This window comes from Natronosalvus caseinilyticus (genome assembly GCF_017357105.1).
Lineage (GTDB): Archaea > Halobacteriota > Halobacteria > Halobacteriales > Natrialbaceae > Natronosalvus > Natronosalvus caseinilyticus.
Genome location: NZ_CP071596.1, coordinates 3,411,077 through 3,435,068, shown reverse-complemented (window position 1 = coordinate 3,435,068; position 23,992 = coordinate 3,411,077). Strand labels below are relative to the sequence as shown.

Annotated in this window: 24 protein-coding genes and 1 pseudogene; 9 read left to right on the top strand and 16 right to left on the bottom strand. The window is 66.2% G+C overall.

Annotated features, from left to right (window positions below; translation table 11 throughout):
* The first annotated feature begins 80 nt into the window (after positions 1 to 80).
* From J1N60_RS16555 to J1N60_RS16540, 4 genes are all read left to right on the top strand, one after another.
* Positions 81 to 560, top strand: coding sequence for an SRPBCC family protein (locus J1N60_RS16555; protein ID WP_312909056.1), 480 nt, complete (start codon positions 81 to 83; stop codon positions 558 to 560).
* Between the two features lie 81 nt (positions 561 to 641).
* The gene (locus tag J1N60_RS16550) at positions 642 to 1,577 is read left to right on the top strand and encodes a DMT family transporter (protein ID WP_312909055.1); all 936 of its coding nucleotides are present in this window, start codon (positions 642 to 644) and stop codon (positions 1,575 to 1,577) included.
* A gap of 29 nt (positions 1,578 to 1,606) precedes the next feature.
* Entirely contained in the window at positions 1,607 to 1,891 is a 285-nt protein-coding gene (locus J1N60_RS16545; protein WP_312909054.1) for a HalOD1 output domain-containing protein, read from the top strand.
* Positions 1,892 to 1,963: 72 nt separating this feature from the next.
* Positions 1,964 to 2,677 (top strand): J domain-containing protein, encoded by a 714-nt coding sequence (locus tag J1N60_RS16540; protein WP_312909053.1) that lies wholly within the window; start codon positions 1,964 to 1,966, stop codon positions 2,675 to 2,677.
* Between the two features lie 6 nt (positions 2,678 to 2,683).
* On the opposite strand, the gene hflX is transcribed toward J1N60_RS16540, so the two are convergent.
* The 9 genes and pseudogenes from hflX to J1N60_RS16495 form a co-directional block, all read right to left on the bottom strand.
* On the bottom strand, positions 2,684 to 4,009 hold the full coding sequence (gene hflX, locus J1N60_RS16535; RefSeq protein ID WP_312909052.1) for a GTPase HflX: 1,326 nt from the start codon (positions 4,007 to 4,009) through the stop codon (positions 2,684 to 2,686).
* 407 nt (positions 4,010 to 4,416) lie between these two features.
* Positions 4,417 to 4,677: a DUF3194 domain-containing protein gene (locus J1N60_RS16530; RefSeq protein WP_312909051.1), complete on the bottom strand. Its 261-nt coding sequence runs from the start codon at positions 4,675 to 4,677 to the stop codon at positions 4,417 to 4,419.
* Entirely contained in the window at positions 4,678 to 5,073 is a 396-nt protein-coding gene (locus J1N60_RS16525; protein WP_312909050.1) for a prefoldin subunit beta, read from the bottom strand.
* 91 nt (positions 5,074 to 5,164) lie between these two features.
* On the bottom strand, positions 5,165 to 5,704 hold the full coding sequence (locus tag J1N60_RS16520; protein ID WP_312909049.1) for a hypothetical protein: 540 nt from the start codon (positions 5,702 to 5,704) through the stop codon (positions 5,165 to 5,167).
* 335 nt (positions 5,705 to 6,039) lie between these two features.
* A pseudogene (locus tag J1N60_RS16515) lies at positions 6,040 to 6,285 on the bottom strand (KEOPS complex subunit Pcc1); the annotation flags it as partial.
* A gap of 10 nt (positions 6,286 to 6,295) precedes the next feature.
* The gene (locus J1N60_RS16510) at positions 6,296 to 6,430 is read right to left on the bottom strand and encodes a DNA-directed RNA polymerase subunit P (protein WP_252700721.1); all 135 of its coding nucleotides are present in this window, start codon (positions 6,428 to 6,430) and stop codon (positions 6,296 to 6,298) included.
* Between the two features lie 28 nt (positions 6,431 to 6,458).
* On the bottom strand, positions 6,459 to 6,731 hold the full coding sequence (locus J1N60_RS16505; RefSeq protein ID WP_312909048.1) for an eL43 family ribosomal protein: 273 nt from the start codon (positions 6,729 to 6,731) through the stop codon (positions 6,459 to 6,461).
* Positions 6,732 to 6,868: 137 nt separating this feature from the next.
* Positions 6,869 to 7,270, bottom strand: a complete 402-nt coding sequence (locus tag J1N60_RS16500) for a hypothetical protein (RefSeq protein ID WP_312909047.1) — start codon at positions 7,268 to 7,270, stop codon at positions 6,869 to 6,871.
* 251 nt (positions 7,271 to 7,521) lie between these two features.
* Positions 7,522 to 8,244: a DUF2103 domain-containing protein gene (locus tag J1N60_RS16495; protein ID WP_312909046.1), complete on the bottom strand. Its 723-nt coding sequence runs from the start codon at positions 8,242 to 8,244 to the stop codon at positions 7,522 to 7,524.
* Between the two features lie 179 nt (positions 8,245 to 8,423).
* Here J1N60_RS16495 and J1N60_RS16490 point away from each other — a divergent pair, with 179 nt between their 5' ends.
* Entirely contained in the window at positions 8,424 to 8,690 is a 267-nt protein-coding gene (locus J1N60_RS16490) for a DUF7967 family protein (protein WP_312909045.1), read from the top strand.
* Positions 8,691 to 8,784: 94 nt separating this feature from the next.
* Here the strand turns inward: J1N60_RS16490 and truD are convergent, their stop codons facing one another.
* Positions 8,785 to 10,221, bottom strand: a complete 1,437-nt coding sequence (gene truD, locus J1N60_RS16485) for a tRNA pseudouridine(13) synthase TruD (protein ID WP_312909044.1) — start codon at positions 10,219 to 10,221, stop codon at positions 8,785 to 8,787.
* Positions 10,222 to 10,422: 201 nt separating this feature from the next.
* On the opposite strand from truD, the gene J1N60_RS16480 reads away from it, so the two are divergent.
* Positions 10,423 to 12,387: a PAS domain S-box protein gene (locus J1N60_RS16480; protein ID WP_312909043.1), complete on the top strand. Its 1,965-nt coding sequence runs from the start codon at positions 10,423 to 10,425 to the stop codon at positions 12,385 to 12,387.
* Positions 12,388 to 12,424: 37 nt separating this feature from the next.
* Here the strand turns inward: J1N60_RS16480 and J1N60_RS16475 are convergent, their stop codons facing one another.
* Entirely contained in the window at positions 12,425 to 12,997 is a 573-nt protein-coding gene (locus tag J1N60_RS16475) for a response regulator transcription factor (RefSeq protein WP_312909042.1), read from the bottom strand.
* Between the two features lie 559 nt (positions 12,998 to 13,556).
* Between J1N60_RS16475 and J1N60_RS16470 the strand changes: the two genes are divergently transcribed.
* Together J1N60_RS16470 and J1N60_RS16465 are read left to right on the top strand one after the other, a co-directional pair.
* Positions 13,557 to 14,714 carry an ABC transporter ATP-binding protein gene (locus J1N60_RS16470; protein WP_312909041.1) on the top strand — a complete coding sequence of 386 codons (1,158 nt, stop codon included), beginning with the start codon at positions 13,557 to 13,559 and terminating at the stop codon, positions 14,712 to 14,714.
* Complete coding sequence (locus J1N60_RS16465) at positions 14,711 to 15,496, top strand: ABC transporter permease (RefSeq protein WP_312909040.1); 786 nt, start codon at positions 14,711 to 14,713, stop codon at positions 15,494 to 15,496. The genes J1N60_RS16470 and J1N60_RS16465 overlap by 4 nt, the downstream gene beginning before the upstream one ends.
* Positions 15,497 to 15,563: 67 nt before the next feature.
* Here J1N60_RS16465 and J1N60_RS16460 read toward each other — a convergent pair whose 3' ends face one another.
* The 4 genes from J1N60_RS16460 to J1N60_RS16445 all read right to left on the bottom strand — a co-directional run bounded on the left by J1N60_RS16460 (position 15,564) and on the right by J1N60_RS16445 (position 21,504).
* Entirely contained in the window at positions 15,564 to 18,050 is a 2,487-nt protein-coding gene (locus J1N60_RS16460) for a DNA topoisomerase I (RefSeq protein ID WP_312909039.1), read from the bottom strand.
* 148 nt (positions 18,051 to 18,198) lie between these two features.
* Positions 18,199 to 19,866: a winged helix-turn-helix transcriptional regulator gene (locus J1N60_RS16455; RefSeq protein ID WP_312909038.1), complete on the bottom strand. Its 1,668-nt coding sequence runs from the start codon at positions 19,864 to 19,866 to the stop codon at positions 18,199 to 18,201.
* Positions 19,867 to 19,926: 60 nt separating this feature from the next.
* Positions 19,927 to 20,832, bottom strand: coding sequence for a phosphatase PAP2 family protein (locus J1N60_RS16450; RefSeq protein WP_312909037.1), 906 nt, complete (start codon positions 20,830 to 20,832; stop codon positions 19,927 to 19,929).
* A 63-nt stretch (positions 20,833 to 20,895) separates the two neighbouring features.
* Positions 20,896 to 21,504: a LysE family translocator gene (locus J1N60_RS16445; RefSeq protein WP_312912610.1), complete on the bottom strand. Its 609-nt coding sequence runs from the start codon at positions 21,502 to 21,504 to the stop codon at positions 20,896 to 20,898.
* Between the two features lie 233 nt (positions 21,505 to 21,737).
* On the opposite strand from J1N60_RS16445, the gene J1N60_RS16440 reads away from it, so the two are divergent.
* A complete protein-coding gene (locus J1N60_RS16440) occupies positions 21,738 to 22,694 on the top strand; it encodes an SDR family oxidoreductase (protein WP_312909036.1) in 957 nt (318 codons plus the stop codon).
* A 112-nt stretch (positions 22,695 to 22,806) separates the two neighbouring features.
* Here the strand turns inward: J1N60_RS16440 and J1N60_RS16435 are convergent, their stop codons facing one another.
* On the bottom strand, positions 22,807 to 23,769 hold the full coding sequence (locus tag J1N60_RS16435) for a DUF3267 domain-containing protein (protein ID WP_312909035.1): 963 nt from the start codon (positions 23,767 to 23,769) through the stop codon (positions 22,807 to 22,809).
* Positions 23,770 to 23,992 lie beyond the last annotated feature (223 nt).

Below are 23,992 nucleotides of genomic sequence, written 5' to 3'. Positions count from 1 at the left end.
GTGGCTTTCCGAGAACTGCTGGCGAGTGAACCGCCGTCAATAGTCGAACTATTTTCCCTCGAGGCGTCGTATCCCCCGCCATGGCAACCTACGAGCGATCGATCCGCATCGACGCACCCCTCGAGGAGGTCTGGGATTTTCACTCGCGCGTCTCGGGACTCGAGGCCGTGACCCCGCCGTGGCTGAACCTGCGAGTCGAGGCAGTGATGGGGCCCGACGGCGAACGAAATCCCGACATTCTCGAGGAGGACGCGGAAATTTCGATGTCGATCCGCCCATTTGGCGTGGGTCCCCGCGTTCACTGGACGTCGGTCATCCTCGAGCGAGATTCTCGCCCGGGACGAGCGTACTTCAGCGACGAGATGGTTCACGGGCCGTTCGCCACCTGGGTCCACACGCACTCGTTTTTCGCCGACGGCGAGCAGACGGTACTACGTGACAGGATTGAGTACGCTCTGCCGGGTGGGTCCCTCGGCGAGGCGGTAGCGCCGTGTTCGCGAGTCGGCTTCGAGGGGATGTTTCGGGACCGTCACAGGCGAACGCGACGCGCGCTCGAGTAACGCCCTTCGTGCACTGATCCGGCGTCGCCCACGTTGTCCGGTTTCGCTACCCCTATAGCACTCCCCTCGAATCTGAGTCACGTGATTCCAGACGTCTGCGACGGCGGCGACCTCGAGGTCGTCCCGGGGGCTGCGCTCGCGTTCGCCGTCCTCGCGGCGAGCACGAGCGCAATCTTGATCCGCTGGAGCGCCGCCCCGAGTTCGGTCGCGGCGTTTTACCGCGTGCTGTTCACGACGGCGATCGTCGCCCCGATCGCGCTGGGATTCCACCGCGAGGAGTTCGATCGGCTCTCGAGACGTGACCTCCTCGGCGCGACCGTCGCGGGGGTCGCCCTCGCGGCCCACTTCGCGTCGTGGTTCGAGAGCCTGTCGTACACGAGCGTGGCCGCTAGCGTCACGCTCGTCCAGACTCAGCCGCTGTTCGTCGCCGCCGGCGCCGCGCTCGTCCTGCACGAACGGGTGACGAGAACGACGGTCGTCGGCATCGTCGTCGCCATCGCCGGCGCGGCCGTCATGTCGTTCGGCGACGCCGGGCAGGCCCCGGTCGCGGACGCGACACTCTACGGGAACGCGCTCGCGCTCTTCGGCGCGGTGACGGTCGCCGGCTACGTCCTCGCAGGGCGTTCGATCCGTCAGCGCGTCTCGCTGTTTCCCTACGTCACTGTCGTCTACGCCGCCTGCGCGGTCACGCTCTTCGTCCTCGTCGGCGTCCAGGGCCACGACTACGTCGCCTACCCGCCTCGAGAGTGGGCACTCTTCCTCGCGATGGCCGTCGGGCCCGGTATCCTGGGCCACACCGTCTCGAACTGGGCACTGAAGTACCTCGAGTCGGTCGTCGTGAGCGTCGCCTGGCTCGGCGAACCGGTCGGCTCGACCGTGCTGGCGCTCGCCCTCCTCGGTGAGATCCCCGACGTAGCGACGGTCGTCGGCGGACTCGTCGTGCTCACTGGAATCGGGTGGACCACGGTCGACCGCCGTCGCCGGAAGGCGCGACTCAGCGAGGAAGGACAGGCTTAATACAGGGACTCGGGAACGTGGGAATACGTATGGGGTCGGGGGAAGACACCATGGCTTCGCCGTTTCAGACAGCACCTAGCCTCGCCGTCGTCGAGGCGGTGGCTCACGCGGAGAACGTACCCGTCGAGGAACTCGCACCACCGACCTACCCGCCGCTTCAAGAGGCGATCGATCCGCAGGCGCTCGATCAGTTGCTCGAACCGACGTCACCGACCCGGCAGCAAAACGAGGTCACCGTGCAGTTTCAGTACTGTGGCCGCCAGGTCACCGTCGACAGCACCGGTCAGATATCCCTCGAGTCCCTCACAGACTGAAATCTCACGAGACCGTCCTGCCAATCCGGCGGACGGAACACTCTTTTTACCGAGTGACTTTCAGTGTGGTATATGGAGAGCCACTACGAGGTCCTCGGGGTGTCGCCGGAGGCCGACACCGAGGAGGTCCGACGTGCCTATCGGGCCCTCCTCAAGCGGCACCATCCCGACCAGGGTGGCTCTCGAGCGCGGTTTCTGCGAATCAAGCGTGCCTACGAGACGATCACGGGCGAGCAGCACGCCCCACCGGACGGCGTACACGTCGAGTACTACGACCCGACGACTCGAGACGGCACGCCACCGATCGGTCCGACGGTCGACGGCTCGCTCCTGACGCTGTCGCTCGTCGGCCTCGTCGACGGCGTCGCCCTCGGAAGGCTCCTCGAGCACCCCCTCGAGTTCGGGACGAGGGTGACGGCCGCATTTTTCACCGCACACAACACCGGTGACCGGCCCCTCGCGTGGCGTGGACGCTCGAACACCAGTTTCGTCGGCGACGACGGATTCCTCTACCAGGGGTCGAACGTCCTTCGCCCACCCGCCGCGAACCTCCCCTCGCGCTGGTGTGGTACCGACGCCGAGATTCCGCCGGACCTGGCGCTCGACGCGGTCGTCGTCACCCAGACCGTCCCCGAGGGCGTCTCCATCGAGAAGGTGGTCTACACCCAGCCGGGGCCCGATGGGAGCAGGGAGCGGTACCTGTTCGACATTCGCCCGGGGCTTCGCGAGACGCTCGATCGGGTGCCGTACGAGCGCGAGCGCGAACGCGACCGGAAGGAACCCTGAGGGTAGCTACATCCGGTCAGCGGCCCCCCGAAGCCGTTCGAGAACCGCCGGACGGCCCGTGCACTCGAGGACGACCGTCTCGTCGCGGTACGTGACGTCCTCGACGGCCGTCCGATCGTAGGCTCGCGAGATCAGCGCCATCGCCTCGTCACCCGTAGGCATCTCGAGGCGGAGGCGTTCCGTCGGCAGGTAGTCCTGGATGCGTTCTCGAAGCGCCTCGAGGTTCGTCCCCTCGCGAACGCTGACCGGGGTCGGGTCCAGACCCGCGTCGGTGGCGAGGGCGACGCGAGCCTCCCGTTCGCCGGACTCGAGGCGATCGATCTTGTTCAGCGCGGTGACGATCCGATCGGCGTCGACGTCCTGTTCGGCGAGGACGTCGAGGGACACCTGGAGCCGTTCCTCGACGGTCTCGAGGTCGTCGCTCGCGTCGACCACCAGGACGACGACGTCGGCCGCGCTTGCCTCCGAGAGGGTCGCGCTGAACGACGCGACGAGATCGTGTGGCAACTCGTCGACGTAGCCGACAGTGTCCGTGACGAGCACGGGTCGGCCGCCAATCGTGGCCCGGCGGGTCGTGGTCTCGAGCGTCTCGAACAGACGGTCCGCGACGCTGGCGGTGGCGTGTTTGTTCGAGCCGTCGAGGGGGTCGTCATCAGCGACGCCGGCAGACCCGGACGACTCGAACGACAGCTCGTCCGCCAGCCGGTGCAACAGCGTCGACTTCCCGGCGTTCGTGTAGCCGGCGATGGTCACGAGGTCGAAGCCCTCCTCGCGGCGACGCTCGCGGAACTGCTCGGCCGGATCCGGGCATTCGGACAGTCGACGCTCGAGTCGCGAGATTCGGTCGCGGACGTCGTAGACCGGCGTCCCGCTCTCGGTAAACCGGTTGAACATTCCCTCGTCGCTCGCGGCGATCAGTCGGGGCAGGTCGTAACGAAGCTGGGCGAGTTCGACCTGGAGGCTCGCCCGGCGAGAACTCGCCCCCGCCTCGAAGATGTCGAGGACGAGTCGGTAGCGATCCAGGACGCTCGTCTCGTCGGGAAGCGTCGATTCGATGGCGTGGTGTTGACCCGGGGTGAGCCGGTCGTCGACGACGACCGTCGACGCGTCGCTCGAGGCGACCGTTTCGGCCAGGTCTTCGAGCCGACCCGCCCCGAGGTACGACCCCGAATCGGGGTGCCCGGACTGGGTAATCGTGTCGACGACGCCGTAGCCAGCACTTTGGGCGAGCGATTCAATTTCGGCCGTTTCGATCGGCGTCGTCGGCTCGCGGGCGACGACGGCGGGTTTTGGCGGGCGGTTCGTGGACGGGTTTGCACTCGGTCGTGACATGTGTCGATGGTGGGTACCAGGTCGTTCAGACCTGGTCGGAAACGGTTCGGCGGCGCTGGATTCGTCGCAATCTACGCGAATAGGAGCGCCGCCGCTCGAGGCCTCCTCGAGTCCGGGGTTCTCGACGTGAACGAGTCGCGGATCAGCGTGCGAGCGACTTGCGACCGATTAGCAATGGACTAGCGATCGACCGATGCCGCTACGGACGGGAGCCGAACGCGCCGCAGCGGCCCCGTCGAGCGAGAATCCCGGTTCAGTGAAAAGAAAGGGTCTCCATTCGTCTCGACTCGAATCTCGACGGGTACCGTAAAAACCGTTGGGGTAGTGTGTTATCGAATCGCATATCTGGACGAACGGTCACTACTGTTCATCACTGGTTACTACGCCAAAAACCGGCCGAGGCGCCGTCACTCGCCGAACAGGTCGTCGACCGCCGACCGGGCAGCGAGGGCCGCCTCGTCCGCAACGGCATCGGGATTCCGTTCGCCGGCGTCGTCCGGCACGTTCAGGTAGACGTCCACCTCGAGGACGCCGTCTTCGAAGACGACGGTGACGTCGTAATCACGGACGGAAGATTGCTTGTACGCCGAGAAGATGACGTCTTCGGCGGCGTCTGAGGCGGTCTGGACGACCGTCTCGTCGTCCGGTTCCGACTCGCTCGCCGGCATCTACGCGCCGCCGGCGCCCGGGCCGCCCGGACCGGCGGGCCCGCCCATGCCGCCACCGCCCAGCAAGTTCTGCAGCTCTTCCTGCAGGCTCTCGAACTGCGTCTGGACGCGCTCTTCTTGCTTCTCGAGGGTCTCGAGGCGGATCTCGAGGGTGTCGGTTTTCTCCTCGAGCTGCTCCTGGGCCTCGTCGTACTCGGTCTGGACGAACAGTTCGCCGACCTGGCGGTACATCGTGGTGTCGTCGTCGACGTCCTCGAGTTCCTCGAGGGCGGCCTGCGCGTCGTCGAGCGAGGATTCGGCTTCCTGCTTCTGGACGGCGACGGTCTGGGCCGTCTCTTGCAGGTCCTGGAGCTGTTCGATCTTCTCCTGTGCCTCCGGTGGCAGATTGCCTTGCATGTCTCGACGGTTGCCCTCCGCACTGATAAAGCCAAGCTTTGCGTCTCGTGAGTCGATTCGCCTCCCGCCGTCGCGTTCGACGGGAGTCACGTCACCCCTCGAGACGGTCGCGAACGGACGGTGGGACGGCCGCGACGACGGATGCGGATCGATCATGGTCGAGCCACACGAGCGTCGTCTCGCCGAGCGACCGCGCCCGAACGCGCTGAATGGATGCACGATCGGCCTCGAGCGTCGTCTCGAGCGCACCGAACCAGCGACTGCCGACAGCCCTCTCGTGGGGAAACGACGTCACGACGAGCACGTCGTCGGTGAGGCGACCGGCGGTTGGCAGCCACCAGCGAACGGCGACGAAGGTCGCATACACACCGCCGACGGGGAGCAGGTACCAGAACGAGGATCGCTCGAGACCGAGCACGAGTCCGAAGCCGCCAGCGTGGATCACGGCGCCAGCGCCGGCGAACGCGACGAGCGATCGGATCGGCGCGTGCTCGACGACGGATCGGGTCGGATCGCTCGGTTCCGGCGCGCGAAGTCGGAGGAAGGTCCGGCTGTGTTTCCAGCGAACGAGTCGCGCGAGGAGCCAGCCAAATCCGGAGAGGGTGACGACGAAGGCGGCGATTAGGACCACACCGACTGCCAGCACTGGCGTCGAACCTGCGCGCGAAGGAACCACTGCCTCGAGAGCGAGAAAACGCGGCGAGCGCGGAGAGCAAGACGACGAACCCGCCCGAAATAGTCCAGGAGGCGTACAGCAACGCGCGGAGAAGTCTCGAGTTCGTCGGCGTCAACTGCCAGGTATCGATGGGTTGGGCCGTCGAGTCTTCGTTCGGGGACGGCTCGAACGGTGAGCAGGTGGCGTCGTCAGCCATCGCCGTCGTGGCTGTCGTGGCTGTCGTCGCCACCCGAACGATCCGTCTCGTCCGCCTCGATCGTCTCGAGGCTCCGGCTCTGGTACCGGTATCGCTCCCCGACTATCGTCGCTCGCTCCGCGACGTCGACCAGCGAGAACCAGGTGTTGAGCGCCGCGCGGAGCGCCGTCAGGTCACGGGCGAGGATCGAAACCGCCACCGTCTCCGCGTCGCAGTCGATCGTCGTCCGCGAACGGTCGTCGTCGATCTCGCCGACCTCGCGGGCGACGGCCTCGGCGACGGTCGTCGCTCGAGTCGGCGACTCGTACTCGAACTCGAGGGTGGCGTCGTGGGGAAACACCGGAAAATGCCTAGTTGACGTCGACGGTCTTGACGTCTCGACTGCGCTCTTTGAGGAGTACGCGGTGGCCGCAGTAGGGACAGCGGACGCCCCCGTACTCGTCGAGCTGTACGTCGCGTTTGCAGCGGGAGCACTTGTAACTCATGTGAGGTGGTGTGGTCTGGGTTGTCGGACTACTCGTCGGAGTCCTCGCCGAGTGCGGCCCGGATCGAGCGACGGACGGTTTCGCCGGCCGGGGTCTGGGGACGGTAGGCGCCGCCGGTGAAGACCTCGCCGGTCTCCTCGTTCTCCCAGATGCCGGGGCCGAGGCGTTTGACGTCGTCGCCGTCGACCTTCGAGGACTGCATGTCGTGTTCGATCTCCGAGACGCGTCGTCGAGCGACGCGTCCGTATCGCGCTCCGAATCGGCCGGCACTCCCGACCTTGCCTCGCTTCTTTTCGGCCATAGTATCGGTTTCTACCCACCTCGTTCTGATAAAGGTGTTGAGTTGGGCTCGTCGTCTTTCACGGAAGGTCTGCTTCAGTCCGGTCTGATTCGTCCTTTCGTCTCGATCTCTCGAGGTGGCCGTTCTTGGACGTTCCGTCAAACGCTCTCGTCAATAATGCGACCGACGCCGCGGTGAACGTCGTGGACCGACACCCGTCCGTTCCCGAGCTCCGAGGCCTTCGCTCGTAGCTGGCGGACGAGTTCGTCGTCCAGGTAGCCGTACACGTCGATCGATTCCATGTCCACGAACTCCCCGATCGGCGGGAACTTCGGTCCGGCGACCTCCATGTGTCGCTCTAGCGAACTCTGGTCGTCGTGCACGTGAATTACCGTCATCTGCTCTTCGTCCCCGCTGAAGTAGACGTTGTAGGCCAGAATATCCGGAACGTTCGCCTCGACGAAGTCGGCCAGCTCCGCCATCGCTGGCTCGAGGTCGTCCATCGCCCCCTCCCGTACCGCCGAGCGGTCGACGTACACGACGAGATTATGTTCGGCCATCCCGTCCCCTCGGAACAGCGTCCCGACGGAACGCTGTCGTACGATTCGGCTTCCACAGTGTCGGTGTTCTCGCTTCTGTCGTTGTCATGATCCTCTCCTATCTTGCGCCCGCCACGGCGCCACCTCCCTCGACGACGGAACGTCGGTACGGGCACTCTGACTCGCTACGTGATGGAGAATGTTATATGTTACCATACAACACTCATGCGAAGCGAAGGGTCGCCTCGAATCCCCTCGAGCCGCACAGCCCGTCACTCCTCGCGCAAGCCCGCCTCGAGCAACGCCTCGTTTAGATCCTCGCGGACGACCTCGCCCAGTTCGCGGTCGCGGGCCGTCGTCACGATCCGGTTCTCCTGGACGCTCGAGCCGTCGCGCAGGAGCATGCGGACGTTGCCGCCGTCGTCCGCCCGCGTGACCTTCGCCCGGAGCCCCGACTGCGAGCCGGTGCCGCCGGCGTCGATGGGACCGGGGATCACCTTCTTGACGTGGGGGTGGCCCGCGACGGTCTGGATCGCTCGCATGCCCGTCCGTCCGCCGATGAGGGTCGTGTGGCTCCCGCCGAGTTTGTCCGCCGGCGCCGTCTCGACCACGTCGAGCGCCCGGTCGCCGCGTCGCTCGAGGACGGCCGCGACGGGGTCGTCGTCCTCGACCCGGTAGAACGCGTAGTGAGTGTCCTCGCGAACCGCCTGGATCACGTCCCGATCGCCCGCGGCGTAGACCTCTTCGGGGCGCTTTCGGCGGAGTTCGTCCCCGAGCAGGCTCGCGAAGTTTCTGAACTCGACGACCTCGAGGTCGCCCTCCTCGGGCGCCGTCGTGATCGTCGTCTCTCCCAGCCGCGTCTCGTCGTCGAGCATCGTCAGCGTCGCCCGGTCGCGAGCGGCCTCGAGGACCACCGTGTCGGTGTTCCCGGTGCGACAGACGAGACAGAAGTCGCCGGGTTTCTCGAGGGGCGATCCGCAGTGGCGACACTCCATGGACGTGATTGCCGTCGAGCGCCTAAAACTGCGGTGTTTCGAGGCTGGGACCGTAACGGTGTCCAGAGCGGATCATCGGCCCGGGGGGTCGGCTCTGGCGCGAGTCGCGGGTACTGTCTCCACCGGCGCTGTCAGGGGACAGGGGAACAGGTATCAGTAACCGCCTCGTGTACGGACGCATGCCACCAGAGTCCGGCGACGTACGCGCGTGGCTCGTCGAACGCGGCTACACCGATCGCGACCTCGTGATTCTCAAGTACGCGACGCTCGAGGGGAACCGGGTCTACCGAAAGGAAATCGCCTCGCAGGCGCTGGGTGCGGTGACGGCCGCTAAAGACGTCTCGGTCGACGACCTCGGCACCGTCGAGGAGTCCGAACTGCAGGAACGGTACGCCGCCGAGGCGAAACGGATGGAAGCGGCACACGATCCCGACGACGAGGTCTGAGGGCTCGTCCTCGAGGGTGCCTGGACGCCGGTTCACGAGTCGCGAGGCGCGAGTCACGAGTAGTGAGCCGTAAGCCGGCCTGGTGAGACCAATCTCACCCGAGTGCGAGCGGGTCGCTCTTGAGGTACTCGCGCATCACGACCGTCGCGTACGAGCCTTTCGGGAGCGAGAACGAGAACGTCAGCGGACCCGCGTCGACGGTGAGCGGCGTCCGAACGAGGATCGCTCGCCTGGTTCCGGTCGAATCGAACTCCCCAGGTAACTCGAAATCCGCGGGCTCGAGGTCGAGATCCGCGAGCACCTGTCGTTCGATCTCGCCCGGTTCTCCGTCGGCCAGCGTCGTCTCGGTACCGACCAGCGGCGCGGTGACGAACGCCCGGCCGCGCTCGCAGTGGCGAGTCACCGACCGCACCCGGCGCTCGTCGACGCGTTGACTGCGGTCGACGTCGGGCAACTCGAGGCCCTCCGGCGCGTCGCGATCGGCGAAACAGACGACGTCGCCGGCGACCGGACAGTCGAACGGGAGGCCGGCCGCGAGCCGCTCGCTCAGGATGCGGTTGAAGACGAACGACTGGGCGGCGTGGACGAACAGCCGCTGGAGGTTCGAAGGGAGTCGCTCGAGGGCGTTTCGGAACGTCTCGGGGGACGGGTTCTCGCTGCCGTCGCCGTCTCCGCTCTCAACGTCTCCGCTCTCGCCCTCCCCGCTCCCGTCATCGCCGCCTTCAGCGAGCTCGTGGAGCATCGAGCGCTCGTACTGGAGGCGATTCGGAAAGCGCTCGAGCGCCTCCTGCCAGTCGCGAGTCTCCTCGACGAACGCCCGCGCGGACTGGGTGTCCTCGGGTTCCGCCTCCGTCGGTCGGCCGAGGTAGGCCATGACGGCACCCTCCCAGTCACCGCGGACGATTTCGAGGCCGACCTCGTGGGTAATGGGTCGCTTGCTCCCGAAGCGTTGCTGGCCGAAGACGTTGGGGACGCCGATGGTTGGCTCACTGTCGTCGCTCCCAACTCCACCCCCGTTCTCGCCCTCGAGCCCCGCAAACGCCGCCAACTCGTCCGTGATCGCCTCGACTCGCTCGAGCGCGCCTTCGTCCGGGTCGCTCACGACCAGTTCGAACGCGTTGCCCGCCAGGTCGCCGAACTCGAGGGAGCGCCCGGCCCGGCCCAGCACGTCGATGTCGGCGCGGTTGGGGTCGGGGAGGTCCGCGGGGTCGGCGCCGTAGACCGAGAACAGCTGCGTCGTGATCGCCCGCTTGTCCTTGGTTCCCGCCCAGGACACCCGCTCGCGGGAGACGCCGAGTTCGTTCGAGAGCCGTCGCGCGAAGTCGTTCGTGTCCCAGCCACGGAGCGTCGCCCGGAAGACCAGGTGCGGGTAGGCGTCGGTCGAGGCGTCGACCGGCTCCGTGGGGAACCGCTCGAGTTCGCGGACCCGGAAGTGCTCGTCGCGGTCGCGGAGGCGACCGCCGATGCCGTCGGTCTCGGAGACGTAGTGCTCGATGCCGACGGCCTGCTCTATGGGGTGGGCCTGGCGCATTCGTACGTCGTTCCGTGGCGGCGGCGCAAAGTTGCCACGGTTTTCGACGGTTCCTCGCTCGCATCGAGACGTCACCGCAAGAGCAATTTAGTATCGTGACGCACGAGGTACCAACACCGTGAGGAGTCCCGCCAGTAGCGCCCGGCCAGCCCCGTTCGCCGTCGATACCAGTCTCACATCGAGCGCAGGAGCTCCTCTCGAATGACCGTCGATACCCAATCAGCTCGAGACCGCCCTCGCGTGCTCTGTGTGAGCGGCGATCTGGAAACGCGAGCCGCCCTCACTCGAGCGCTCGCCGACGCGAGCGTCAACGTCGTGCTCGCCCGGACGAACGCCGCCGCAATCGAGCGACTCGAGCACGAACGGGTCGGCGTCGTCGTCCTCGACGTGGAGACCGTCTCCCAGGTGCCGTCGCTGCTCGAGACCGTCGAGACGCGGTGGCCGGGGACGCCCGTGTTCGGCTACCGCGACGGGGTCGACGCTCCGGAGGGCGGCGATCACGACGACGATCACCTCGAGGGCGTCGACGACACCACCGACCTGCCGACGTTCGAGCAACCAGATGCGCTCACCAGTGCGGTCGCGGCACACCTCAAGGACGGCGCCGCCCAGGTCGCGCTCGTCACCAATCGTGTGAAACGCCGCCTCGCGGACGCCCGGACCGCGAGCGAGATCGAGCGGGCGATTCGAGAGCCGTTTACGACCCGCGACCGCTACCTGTTCGCCTGGGTCGGCGAGTACGACCCCGGCGAGCGGGCGATTCTTCCCTGGATACCCACCGGCGCGGCCGTCGACTGGCCGCTCCAGCGAACGTTTTCGATCGGGGACGGCTCGCACCCGCTGCTCGAGTACGTGCTCCGGTCGCGAACGTCCACCGTCCGCCGCGGACTCGACGAACTGTCGACGGTAACGGCGATTCCGTTCGGAGAGGTCGCCGTCGAACGCGGGGCGACCTCCGTTGCGGTCGCCCCGCTGGCGACCGAGGACGATCGGTACGGCGTCCTCGTGGTCTACGCCGACGTCCCGTTGAGCGAACGCGAACGCGAGGCGATCGATTCGGTGGCCGAAACCGCGTCCTACGCCCTCGAGTCGATCGCGATCCGGGGCCAACTCTCCCAGCAAACGCAGTCGCTTCGCCGGTACGAACGACTGGTCGAGACGGCCGGCGACGGGATGTACGTCGTCGACGCCGACGGCCACTTCACGACGGTCAACGACGCGCTCGTCGAGATGACTGGCCACACCAGGGAAGGGCTCCTCGGGGAGCACCACTCACTCCTGTTCGAGGAGCCAGACGACGAACGCCAGGTCCAGGACGGTGCGTCCCGACACCCCCTCGAACGATTGCCCGACTCGAACGAGACGGCGACGACCTTCGAGACGATCCTCGAGACGAAGGCCGGCGAGCGAATTCCCTGCGAGACACAGGCGGCGGTCGTCGGCGACGACGACACCTTCCGCGGCACGGTCGGGGTAGTTCGCGACGTCACTGATCGAAAGCGACGCGAACGCAAACTCCGCGAGCAAAACGAGCGTCTCGATGCGTTCGCCCGGATCGTCAGCCACGACCTTCGCAACCCGCTCGGCGTCGCGCAGGGGTATCTCTCCCTCGCCGAGGAGACGGGCGCCCCGGACGATTTCGCGCAGGTCCGCGACGGACTCGAGCGCATGGAGGCGATCATCGCCGACGTGCTCGCCGTCGCGCGCGAAGGCGAGTGGGCGAGCGACCTCGAACCGATCGACCTCGAGACTGTCGCCAGGGAGGCCTGGGAGAACGTCACCGTCGAGAACGCGACCCTGACCGTCGAATCGTCGGTGACGCTCGAGGCGGATCGGTCGCCGATGCTCCGGTTGCTCGAGAACCTGTTTCGTAACGCGATCGAACACGGGTCGACCGACGATGCGAGTCCGCTCACGATCAGTGTCGGCCGACTCGAGCGCGACGGCGCAGTCGATGGCTTCTACGTCGCCGACGACGGCCACGGGATACCCGAATCGATCCGCAACGAGGTCTTCGACTCGTCCGTGTCGACCGGTTCGGAGGGAATCGGTCTCGGCCTCTGGGTCGTCAGGGAGGTCGCCCACGGCCACGGCTGGTCGGTCAGCGCGGTCGAGAGCGAGGAGGGTGGCGCGAGGTTCGAGTTCGAGTTCGCGGTCGAGGAGTAACCGTTCGGATTTCGGTCTGAAAGCAGAAGTGACACGCTCAGTTTTCGGTCTGGAGGTCCTGGAACGCGCCGACGAAGTCGTCGTGGGTGGACATTCCGGAAATCGTCTCGTCGACCTGATCCCGGAGCGTCTCGACACGATTTGTGAGTTCCTGGTACTCCTCGTGATCTGTGAGTTCGCGGTCGGCCTTCTCGGACTCGAGGAGCGCTTTCTTCGAGACCAGGGCGTAGTACTCCTGGATGTCGGTCTTGTACTCGGATCGGGTCGATACCTCCTGGACCATCTCGAGGAGTTCGTCCTTCGAGACCGGCTTGACCAGATAGTCGTCGAAGCCCATCTCGATGATGTCGAAGTCGGGGTCGACGGCCGTGACCATCACGACGCGACAGTCGTATCCATCGTTACGGATGTGCTGGAGGACTTCGTCGCCGGAGAGCCCCGGCATGCGACGGTCGAGGAGCACGACCTCGACAGAGTCGGTCATCTTCTCGAGGGCTTCCTCGCCGTCGTAGGCGGTGGCGACGGGACGGTCCGCTCCAAGCCAGGCCGCAAAGAGATCCGCGAGACGAGACTCGTCGTCGACGACGAGAACCTCGGGTTCGTCGCTCACGGAAGAATCACCCCGTTCTCGTCTTCGATTGCAGGCACGCGTCACAAATGGTGGCTCTAGTTGATAAATCTCGCGACCACTGATCAATAATTTGATGATTATCGACAATCTCGAGAGTTCCTGCCGAGATTCGTTTCCAGTAGAGTCGAGCGGTTCTCACCCGCGAGCACCGCCGTTCCCGTTCGCATCATCGATTGAACCGATTCTAGCGAACGAAGCCGTCGATAGAACCGCTTTCAGCGCGAGCAGCGAAGGATGGTGACACACCGTGCGTCTCTGATTCCCTGCAATCCTCTCATTATCGGCATTCCTCAAAACTCAATGGCCAATATATTTTGGATTCACCTCCCGGTGGCGCCATCGACGGCCAAAGAACGGTGGTCGACTCCGCGCTGCGAACGTGATCGACGGCCGATTCCGCGCGGGGAACGCGATTGTCCGCAGATTGCCAGCGGTCTGGTGTGCGACATCGGCCCGCCCGACGGAGCCGCGATGGCTGCAATCCCTCCGGAACGACTTCGGGAAATAGTTACGACAATCGGCGACGGAGATGCTGTCAATGAACCAATCATCTGGCCGTCTCGAGCCCTCGCCGGGAGCCGATCACGACTCTCGAGCGAGTCGATCCTCGAGCGACGAACCGACGGCCGATTCCCGGTCGAGCGAGCCGATTCTCTCGGCGACCGGCCTCACGAAGACGTACGGCGATGGCGACGCCGCTGTCAGGGCCGTCAACGAGATCGACCTCGAAATCGAGCGCGGAACTGTCGTCGGCCTGCTGGGACCGAACGGGGCCGGCAAGACCACCATCATCAAGCTCTTGCTGGGGCTGATCATCCCCGACTCGGGGACGGTTCGTCTCGACGGCACCGATCCCATCGACGACCCGCGCGCAAGCTATCGTTCGGTCAGCGCCATGCTCGAGGGCGCGCGAAACAGTTACTGGCGGCTCACCGTCCGGGAGAACCTCCGCTTTTTCGCCCGCCTGGCCGATCGACCGGCCGACGCCGACCGGATTGACGCCCTCATCGAGCAAGTCGGGCTCACCGCGAAAGCGGACACCACGGTCAACGAACTCTCTCGCGGGATGAAACAGCAGGTATCGCTCGCCTGCACTCTGATTCGGGACACCCCGATCGCGTTCCTCGACGAGCCGACGCTGGGTCTCGACGTCGAGCATTCCCTCGAGTTGCGCCGCCAGCTCCGCGACCTCGTCGAACGGGAGTCCCGAACGGTCGTCCTCTCGAGTCACGACATGGACGTGATCGAGGCCGTCTGTGATCGGGTGATCATCGTGAACGACGGCCGGATCGTGGCCGACGGGACGGTCGACGAACTGGTCAACGTGTTTCAGTCTCGCTCCTACCGGTTCACGCTCGAGGCCCCGGTACCGGACGCGGCGAAGCGGACCCTCGCGGAACGGTTCGGCGTCGACGAGTGGACCGAACGCGGCCCGGAGCAGTCGTTCGAGGTGGCGCTCCAGGACGACGCGTTCTACGACCTCGTGGCCGTTCTCGAACGGACGAACTGTACGTTCCTCGGCGTCGAGACCGTCGAGCCCGACCTCGCGGACGTCTTCCTCGAGGTGACTGGCGAAGCGAGTGGTGACGATGGCGACGACGATGGCGAGTACGGCCGCAACGGCGTCGACGCCGGCCACCAGCGGAGCGCCACACCGAGTGGGGACGTACCGGTCGACGACGGAGGGGCACGATGAGCGGGCGAGCTGGCTACATCGGACTGACGAGAGCCATCTTCGAGAAACAGCTCATCCTCTTGCGCCGATACTGGATCAACACGACGATGATGCTGGTCGGCTTCTACCTGTTTTTCGCCGTGATTTTCTTCGGCGGGCAGGCCGCCGCCGGCCCCGCCTTCGACGGCACCCTCGACGGACTCGTCGTCGGTTTCTTCCTCTTTCTCGCGGTGACGGCCGCCTACTTCGACGTCGCCGGTAACGTGATGCGGGAAGCCCAGTGGGGCACCCTCGAGCAGCTGTTCATGTCGCCGTTCGGGATTGGCCGGGTATTGCTCGCGAAGACGCTCTTCAACGTGGTCTTCAGCATCGCCATTGCCATCGCTCTGCTCGCGATCATGCTGCTGACGACCGACCGGACGCTCACCGTCGACCCGCTGACGATCGTCCCGCTCGTGCTCGTCACGATCCTCCCGGCGATCGGGCTGGGCTTTCTCTTCGCCGGACTCTCCCTGCTGTACAAGCGGATCGAGAACGTCCAGCAGCTCCTCCAGTTCGCCTTCATCGGCCTGATTGCCGCCCCTGGCGCGCTGGACTCGACCGTACTGGTGATCGTCCCCTTCAGCCTCGGGAGCGACCTGCTCTACCGAGCGATGATCGACGGTGTCCCTCTCTGGGCGATGTCCGGGCTCGAGCTGGTGGCCCTCGTGCTCAACGGCGTGGCCTATCTGCTGGTCGGCTACGCAGTCTTTCACCTCCTGGTTCGGCGGGCCCGGCGGCTCGGCGTGATGGGACACTACTGAGCTCGGACGGTCGCGTCGATTCGATCTCGAGTTCCGGGGCCGCACCTGCCGACTCTCGGCGAACGTCTCAGGCCGCCGTCTGCCAGGTCCGGACACGATCTTCGCTCACGCCCTCGACCGCACTGGCGAGCGACTCCGGATCGGCCTCGAGCAGGTCGTCGATCGATTCGATCCCGGCCGCGGTGAGTTTCTCGACGGTCTTGGCGCCGATTCCCTCGATCGACTCGAGGGCCGATCCGCTCTCGGCCTCTCGAGCCTGGAACTCGCGGTAGTTACAGATGGGACAGCCCAGTTCCCAGGGCTCGTCGCCGTTGTGGACGACGAGTTCGGGCAGGTCGTGTTCGTCACAGCGCTCGTCGGTGACCTCGATGTCCCCCCGGCGCGGGAGGGGTAGTGAGTACTCACAATCGGGGTAGCGGGTACAGCCGACCAGCCGCGAGCCGTTCTGAAGCGTCTTGATCGCGAGTTCGCCGCCGTGTTCATCACCGCAGTCGGGACACGTTCCCAGCACCGGCCCTTCGCCGGCCTCTTCGGCCTTACAGAGCGGGCAGCCGTGAACGAACGTCTGTCGCCCGGCGAGCATCTTCACCTCGTGGAGGTCGTGCTCGTCGCAGGTCTCCTCGAGGATCAGGGGCTTGCCCGTCGAGGGGAGCGGCAAGGTGAACTCGCAGTCGGGGTACCCGTCGCAGCCGACGAAGTACGAGCCGTAGCGGCTCCGGCGAACGAGCAGGTCCTCACCGCAGTCGGGGCACGGGCCCAGTCGCTTGTCCGCCTTCAATGACTTGCGGAGGTGATCGCCAACCTCGTCGCGGGAGGCCCGCAGCTGCTCGAAGACGGCTTCGAGCATCTCGCGGGATTCGTCCGTGACGTCTTCGAGCGTGGCCTCGCCCGTCGCGATGGCGTCCATGTCGGCCTCGAGCTGGGCCGTCATCTCCTCGCTGACGACGCGGTCGGCGTAGTTCTCCGCGGCGTCGACGACTGCCATCGCGAGCTGGGTCGGTCGCGGCGGGTCGTTCTCGATGTAGCCCCGGTCATAGAGCTTCTCGAGGGTGTTGTGCCGGGTACTCTTCGTCCCGATGCCGAGGTCCTCCATGGTCTCGATGAGCCGCGACTGGCCGTATCGCCGCGGCGGCTGGGTCTCCTTCTCCTCGAGTTCGACGTCGCCGATGGCGAGTTCCTCGCCCTCCTCGACGGCCGGGACGTAGTTCTCGGAGGTGTTGAAGTACGGGTAGACGTCGTGGTAGCCCGCTTCGACGAGGCGCTTGCCGTTAGCCTTGAGTTGGCAGCCGCCGGCCTCGGCGACCACCTTGAGGTGCTCCCAGATCGCCGGCTCGGCGACCGTCGCGTAGTAGCGGCGGACGACCAGTTCGTAGACTCGCCACTCGTCCTCGTCGACGTCTCCGCCGCGGGCTGGAATCTCGCCGGTCGGGTGAATGGGCGGGTGGTCGGTCGTCTCCTCGTCACCCTCCGTGGGCACGAGGTCGCCGTCGCCCTCGAGCAGGTCCTCGGCGGACTCGCCCAGAACGGGGTGACCGACGAACGAGTCGAGCAACTCCTCGGCCTCGAGGTCGTCGGGGTAGACCGTGTTGTCAGTCCGCGGATAGGTGATGTACCCGGCGGTGTAGAGGTCTTCTGCGATGGACATGGCCCGCTTCGCAGAGAAGCCGATAGCGCTCGCCGCCCGGATGAACTGGGTCGTGTTGAACGGTGCCGGCGGCGTGTCCGTCCGCGTCCGCGCGTTGACCGACGTGACCGTCGCGGAACTGGCGCTCGAGAGCGTCTCGTAGGCGCCCTCTGCCGCCGATTCCTCCCAGACACGCTCGGCCTCGTTGTCGTCCTCGTCGAGGTAGAAGTACTGGGCCTCGAACGGATCGTCGTTCTTGATCAGGTCGGCGAATAGCTCCCAGTAGGTCTCGGGGTCGAAGGCTTCGATCTCGCGCTCGCGGTCGACGATCAGCTTGAGGGTGGGGCTCTGGACCCGGCCGACGGAGATGAAGTCGTTGCCGAGCTGGCCCGACGACAGCGAGAGAAACCGGGTGAGCGCGGCTCCCCAGACCAGGTCGATGATCTGGCGCGCCTCGCCCGCCGCCGCGAGGTCGAAGTCGATCTCGTCGGGTTCGGCGAAGGCGCTCTGGACTTCGTTTTCGGTGATCGAAGAGAAGCGAACGCGGTCGATCGGCACCTCTTCGTTGACCTCGCGAACGATTTCGTAGGCCTCCTTGCCGATGAGTTCGCCCTCGCGGTCGTAGTCGGTCGCGATGGTCACGCGGCCGGCCTGGCGGGCCAGGATGCGAAGCGTCGCGACGATGTTCTCCTTCGTGGGCGTCTTCTCGATCGAGGCGTCGACGAGTTCGACGGGCTCGACGTCCCGCCAGTCCGAGTATTCCGGCGGGAAGTCGACGCCGACGACGTGGCCCGACAGCCCGACGCAGCGCTTGCCGCCCCACTCGTAGACGTTCACGCCGTTCTCGCGGGTCGCGTCGGCGGACTCGCCGCTCAGAATCTCCGCGATTCGTCTCGCCGCGTTGTCCTTCTCCGTGATAATCAGCTCCACGGCGTCTCACCTCCCGGTCCTCGAGGCACGATCATTGGGCCCCGGTACGACCGAGCCCCGGATAACCCTTTCGGGGAAACCGACGGACGCGGCCGCTGTACGTGTTCGCGAGCACGCGACGCGGCAGTCCGCAGTCGTCGTCGAGCGATCAGTCGTCCGCCGGAGCCGGAGCCGACGCCGGGTCGCTCGAGTCGACGTCGCCTTCGGCCTCGAGCAGGGCCGACCTGGCGTCCTCGGAGAGTCGATTGCGGACGGCCCGGCCATCTCGCTCGCGGACGACGAAGCCCGCCTCTTCGAGCGTCGTGAGGTGGTGGGAGACAGTGCTCGGATCGAGGTCGAGCGCCTCGGCGAGGCGTCCGTTGGACGCGTGCTCGAGTGCGGCCAGCTCCTCGAGCACTCGTCGGCGGGCCGGTTCGGCGAGGATGGCGTATCGCTCGTGGTCGGCCCCGTCCGTCCCGTCCGTCCTGCCCACTCCGTCCATCCCGTCTGCCCCGTCCGCCTCGATCGGGAAGTAGCGTCGCTTGCCCCCGACCTTGACTGAGGTGAGCAGGTTCTCGTCCTCGAGCACCCGGACGTGGTGGCGAACGGTCGACAGGGCGACGCCGCTCCGGTCGCTGAGCGCCGAGAGGTACAGTCCCGGCTCCTCGGTGATCGTGTCGAAGACGGTTCGCCGGTGATCGTTCTCGAGCGGATCCGAGTCGTCGTACCGGCTGTACCGGAGCAGGGCCAGCGCCTCGACCGGGAGGGCGTTCCGGAGCGCGGCCAGCCATCGACGAGGCTGGCTGCCGGTCCAGCTGGCGACGGCGTTCGTTGCGCTCGTCCCGGCGCCGGCGCCGGCACCCGCGCCGGCACCAGCACTAACCCCCATTCCCGACACGGCTACCGCCCCGAGTAACCCAACGAGCACACCGTTGACGGCGTGTTGCGTCTCGGGACTCGAAGCGGAGCCGAATCCGGACCCGCTATCGTCGGTGGTGGTCGTGGCGTCGTCATTTCGATCCCCGTCCCCCTCAGTGGCTTCGGTCCCGTCACTTTCCCCGTCGACCGCCGTCCCAGTACCCTCGAGCGATTCGTCTGCGTCGTCATCGAATTTCACGTCATCGGCGGACGCGTCGACGCTCACGTCGGCGTCGAGTCGCGTCTCGAGCAGGGAAGTGCCCGAGAGCGTGGTCGTAGTCGTGGTCTCGAGTTCGTTTACGGCGTCGGTGGTCGTGGTGTCCTCGATCGCGTCGACCGTCTCGTTAGTCGTGTTCTCGACGGTTTCGGTAGTATCGTTCGTGGTATCCTCGACGGATTCGGTAGTGTTTTCTGTCGTTTCGACTACCATCTCCGTCGAGGCCGTCGTGTCGTCGACTGTCTCAGTAGTTCCGTCAGTCGTGTTTTCGAGCGTGTCACTCGAGTCTGCAACCACGTCGTCTCCATCGTCGGTCACGGTTTCGTCGGATTCAGCCGTCCCATCGACGTCGTCGGTTTGATTTTCGTCGGTGTCGACTGTGTCGTCGGTTTCGTCTTCGACGGCGTCGGTGGTGTTCTCACTCCCGTCGGTTACGTTTCCGTCAGTTACGTTTTCGTCCGAGTCCGTCGTCTCGTTGACCGTCTCGTTCGTCTCTTCGATATCGTCGTCCGGATCGTCGTCCAGATCGTCGACTGGCAGAGTCGTCGACTCGAGCAGCGTACCCACGCTCGAGCCGTCGATGTCGTCGTCTCCCGTGGCCACCGCTATCGCGGTTCCGGCGACGATCCCCACGACACTGGCCGTGGTCACGACGAAGACGAAGAGGAGACTGGTGACGAAACGGGTGCTCGACGAAACCATACCTTCAGATAGCCAGTTATTCGCCAGCCACTATATGTTTTCTCTAATAATCAACCCAGATCACGCCGGAACGAGACGTTCGAGGCTCGAGGGGCGCACGACGGGTGCACCGATCGCGAACGCCGTGAACAGGCCCGCGACGAGACTCGCGGCCAGCGCGGGCACCCGGGTAACCGTCACGACGGCGAGGAGTGCCGCGCCCAGCGACAGCGCCGCGATCAGCGCGCGACCCGAGACGGGGTGACCGAACGGCGTCATCCGGATTCGGCTGCCGTCGAAACGGGTCGCCTGCCAGCCGACGAACGCGCCAAGGGTGGCTCCGGCCAGGAGTATCGCGTCCGGTTCGGCGGCGCTGGTGTACAGGTAGAACCCGCTACACAGGATGGCCAGCCCGAAGGTCGCTGCGGGTTCGTCGGTGTCGACGCGAGAGAGGACGAGGTGCGTCCCGGCCAGCAGCGTCAATCCCAGGGCAACGCCGGCGACGACGTCCTGGAGGTAGTGGACACGGAGGACGACGCGAGTCGCCGAGACGGTGGCGACGAGGGCGGCGGCAGCGGCGTATCGCGTCCGTCGGCTTCCGACGGCGAGGACGCCCGCCAAGCCGAAGTAGAGGATCGTGCTCGTCGTGGCGTGCCCGCTCGGGAAGCCATACCCGGTCGCGGTCGCCGTCGCCTCGTACAGCGGCTGGACCATCGTCGAGACCGTCTCCGGGTCCCGGAGCGGCTCGTCCGGGCGGGGAATCGCGAACAGTGCCTTGAAGCCGCGGTAGATGCCGATTCCCGAGAGCATCACCCCGGCGAGCGTGGCGACCTGGCGGCGTTTCGACGGGTGGAACCAGTACAGCCCCAGGAGGACGACGGCGACGAACCAGACGTCGCCGAGCTGGGTGAGCAGGGCGACCAGGATGGCCTGCCAGTCCGGGACTGTCGACTGGACTGGCTGGATCACGTCGGTTCCAGGGCTCATCGCTTCCACGTTCACGATGGAGCCTATAAACGCTTGTTCCAACCGGAACGACGGACACCCTTCTCACACGAGGCCCATCACGCCGAGGCCGAGAAACAGGACGCCAAATCCGGCGAGAACGAGGCCGCTCACCAGGGCTACCGCGGGGGCGAAGGCGTCGACGCGTCGACCGGCTCGGGCCAGCGCCGCCGGGTAGGTCGTAATCCAGAGGACGATTCCACCGAAAAAGCCGACCAGGAGGGCGAAACTGCCGGTCTCGACGACGAACGATCCGGCGAGCGCATCGCCGATCCCGGGAACGTGGGCGAGCACGTCGAGCGTGCCCGGCTTGATGAGGCCGACGCCAACGGTGAGCCAGAAGCCGATCTGGAACGGGTTCGTCGCAGCGAGGACGAACGCCTTCTGGAAGCCGGTCGCTCCCGCCTCGAGGTCGTCGGTGAACGACGCGGCGCCGCGGGCCTCCCGCCAGGCGCCGACCGCGAAGACGAGCATGAGGACGCCCCCGAGGAGGTAGAGTACCGACTGGAGGGCGCCGTAGCGCTCGACGACGGCGACGACGCCGACAAACGCGAGGACGAGAAAGAGGACGTCGGCGATCATCGCCCCGAGGCCGGCCCTGAATCCGGCGCCCCAGCCTCGAAGCACGCTCTCCTCGGCGATGATCGCGTTCATCGGGCCGGGCGGTGCGGCGAGAGCGATTCCGAAGACGACGCCCGCAGCGAGTGAGGTGAGAGTCGGCGACACAGCTACCGTCTCTCGTGTCGGCAGCGATAAAAGTTCGTCGGGGTCGCCCGTTTTCGCCTCGAGTTCGTCCTCGCCTGTCTCGAGTCCCTCCTCATTCGAGCGATTCCACGCAGCGCGACAAACCGTCGATACTTAGGCCCCCTCGCTCGAATCAGTCTCCTATGACGAAGGCAGCGGCGGACGACGCAGACAGGGTGGCCACCGACGAGCCATCCGCCGACCGCGAGGGTATCGACCGGGCCGGAGACGCGTCCCGCACGGGGACAGACGAAGCCGCTCGAGACACCGAAGGGTACACGCGAAAGCGGTGCGTCCTGATCACCGGCTGCTCCTCGGGAATCGGCAAGGCGACCGCCCGCGCGTTCCTGGACGAGAACTGGCGGGTCGTCGCGACCGCTCGCGACACGGCCGACATCGAGGACCTCGCCGACGCCGGGTGTGAGACGCTCGAACTGGACGTCACCGACCCCGGCCAGGTTGCTCGCGTCGTCGAGCGAACGGTCGACGTCGGCGGCGCGATCGACTGTCTGGTCAACAACGCCGGCTACGCCCAGATGGGGCCGATCGAGGACACGTCGACGGCTGACCTCCACCATCAGTTCGACGTGAACGTCTACGGCCCGCACCGCCTCGCTCGCGCGGCGCTTCCGCACATGCGAGCGCAGGGATCCGGCCGGATCGTCAACGTTTCCTCCGTGCTCGGTCGCCTCTCCTTCGCCGGCACCGGCCCCTACTCGGGATCGAAACATGCACTCGAGGCGATGAGCGACGCGCTCCGCGCGGAGGTCGAGGGGTTCGGAATCGACGTCGTGGTGATCGAACCAGGGCCGGTCGAGACCTCGTTCACCGAGCGGGTCGAGGAGGAAGTGCCGGACGACCAAACGTCAGCCTACGAGTCGCTCTACGAGATCATCGAGGAGAGCCAGCTCGTCGGCGGTGGCGGGCCGCTCGCCTCCGACCCCGAGGACGTCGCTGCGGCCATCGTCCACGCGGGGACGTGTCCAGAGCCGCCGGCCCGGTACCCGGTCGGCCCGCTCGCTGAGTACGGCCTCTACGCGCGCTTCCTTCCCGACAGTCTCCGGGATGCCGCCTACGGCCTCGTCAAGAAGCTGGTTTGAGCTGGTCTGTATAGATCTGAGTTGTCCTGAACAGGTCTCTGCCGGTCTGGGAACCCCAGCGCTCGTGCGCTCCGACCCCACACGATGATCGATCATCGAACTCGACGAGCGCTCAGCGTGGCGCCTCGAGTCCCCTGCCGACGCCGAGCCAGAGGATTCCACCGATCGCTCCGAGCGCCGCGACGACCCGGTGGCCGACCTCGATCAGTACGCCCCGGTCGGCCGTCGGTTCGTGACGGAAGAGGAGCCAGTTCCCGTCGCCGTCGCCGAGCACGACGGCCCCCGAATCGAACGCGAGCGAGACGAACACGAGGACGACGACCCCCAGCGCGGTTGCGACGACCGTCCCGACGGTTCCGACGAGAAAGGAGTGGGCGACTCGAGCGGGTGGCCTCGACTGTGAGCCTGTAGAACGGCCGTAGATTGCGAGTGCTCCGTCCCTGTTCTCGTCCCCGTCTACGTCTTCGTTTCTGTCTTCGTTTCCGTCGCCGTCCTCGTCTCCGCCCCCATCGGCAGGCACCGGCCCGACGCGAACGCACTCGGGGTACTCAAGCAGCCGGCTGGCCATCCAGCAGTCCCCGACGGATCCCGCGACGTTGGCGGCGAGGAGGACGAGCGGCCATCGAGCGCCCAGGGCGACCGCGAGCGCGAATCCGACGACCGAGATGACGACGACGGGAGCGACCAGGATGGCGACCATCTGATTGCGGCCGTAGTCGGTTCGCGTCTCGGCGTAGGCGTAGGGAATCCCGAACCGGGCCGTCCGAACGCCGTAGCGTGGTCGGCCGCCGAAGTGACGCATGACCACGCCGTGGAGGAGTTCGTGGGGAACGGCCACGACGAAGAACGCGCCGACGACGAGCGCGACGACCTCGAGTCCGCTCGCCAGGGCCGACGGATCGACGACGACGCCGTCGAACGGACGGCCGAGAGCGGCGCCGTGGAGGTCGAGTGCGACGTACCAGCTGTACAGGAATGCGACCGCCGAGCAGAGCGCCCAGCGGCCAGCAGCCGACCGCGGAGCCCGCAGGCTCGCGAGGTGCTGATAGGACGATCGATCGTCGGTAGCGGTCACGGCTGCGACAGGTGGCAGTTCGTGACGAACGAGTTAGGGGTATCGATTCGGACGGCTGTCGCGTTTCGGCGGGCGGTGATCGACTCGAGTACGCTTGCGGTCGCGCTCGCTGTTCGTACGCTGTTCGTACGCTGTTCGTACTCTCGTATACCGTACTCTCGTGTCCGGGTTTTCTCGCGTGACAACATGTTCGCGTGCGCGTTCACCAACCCTCGAGCACCGA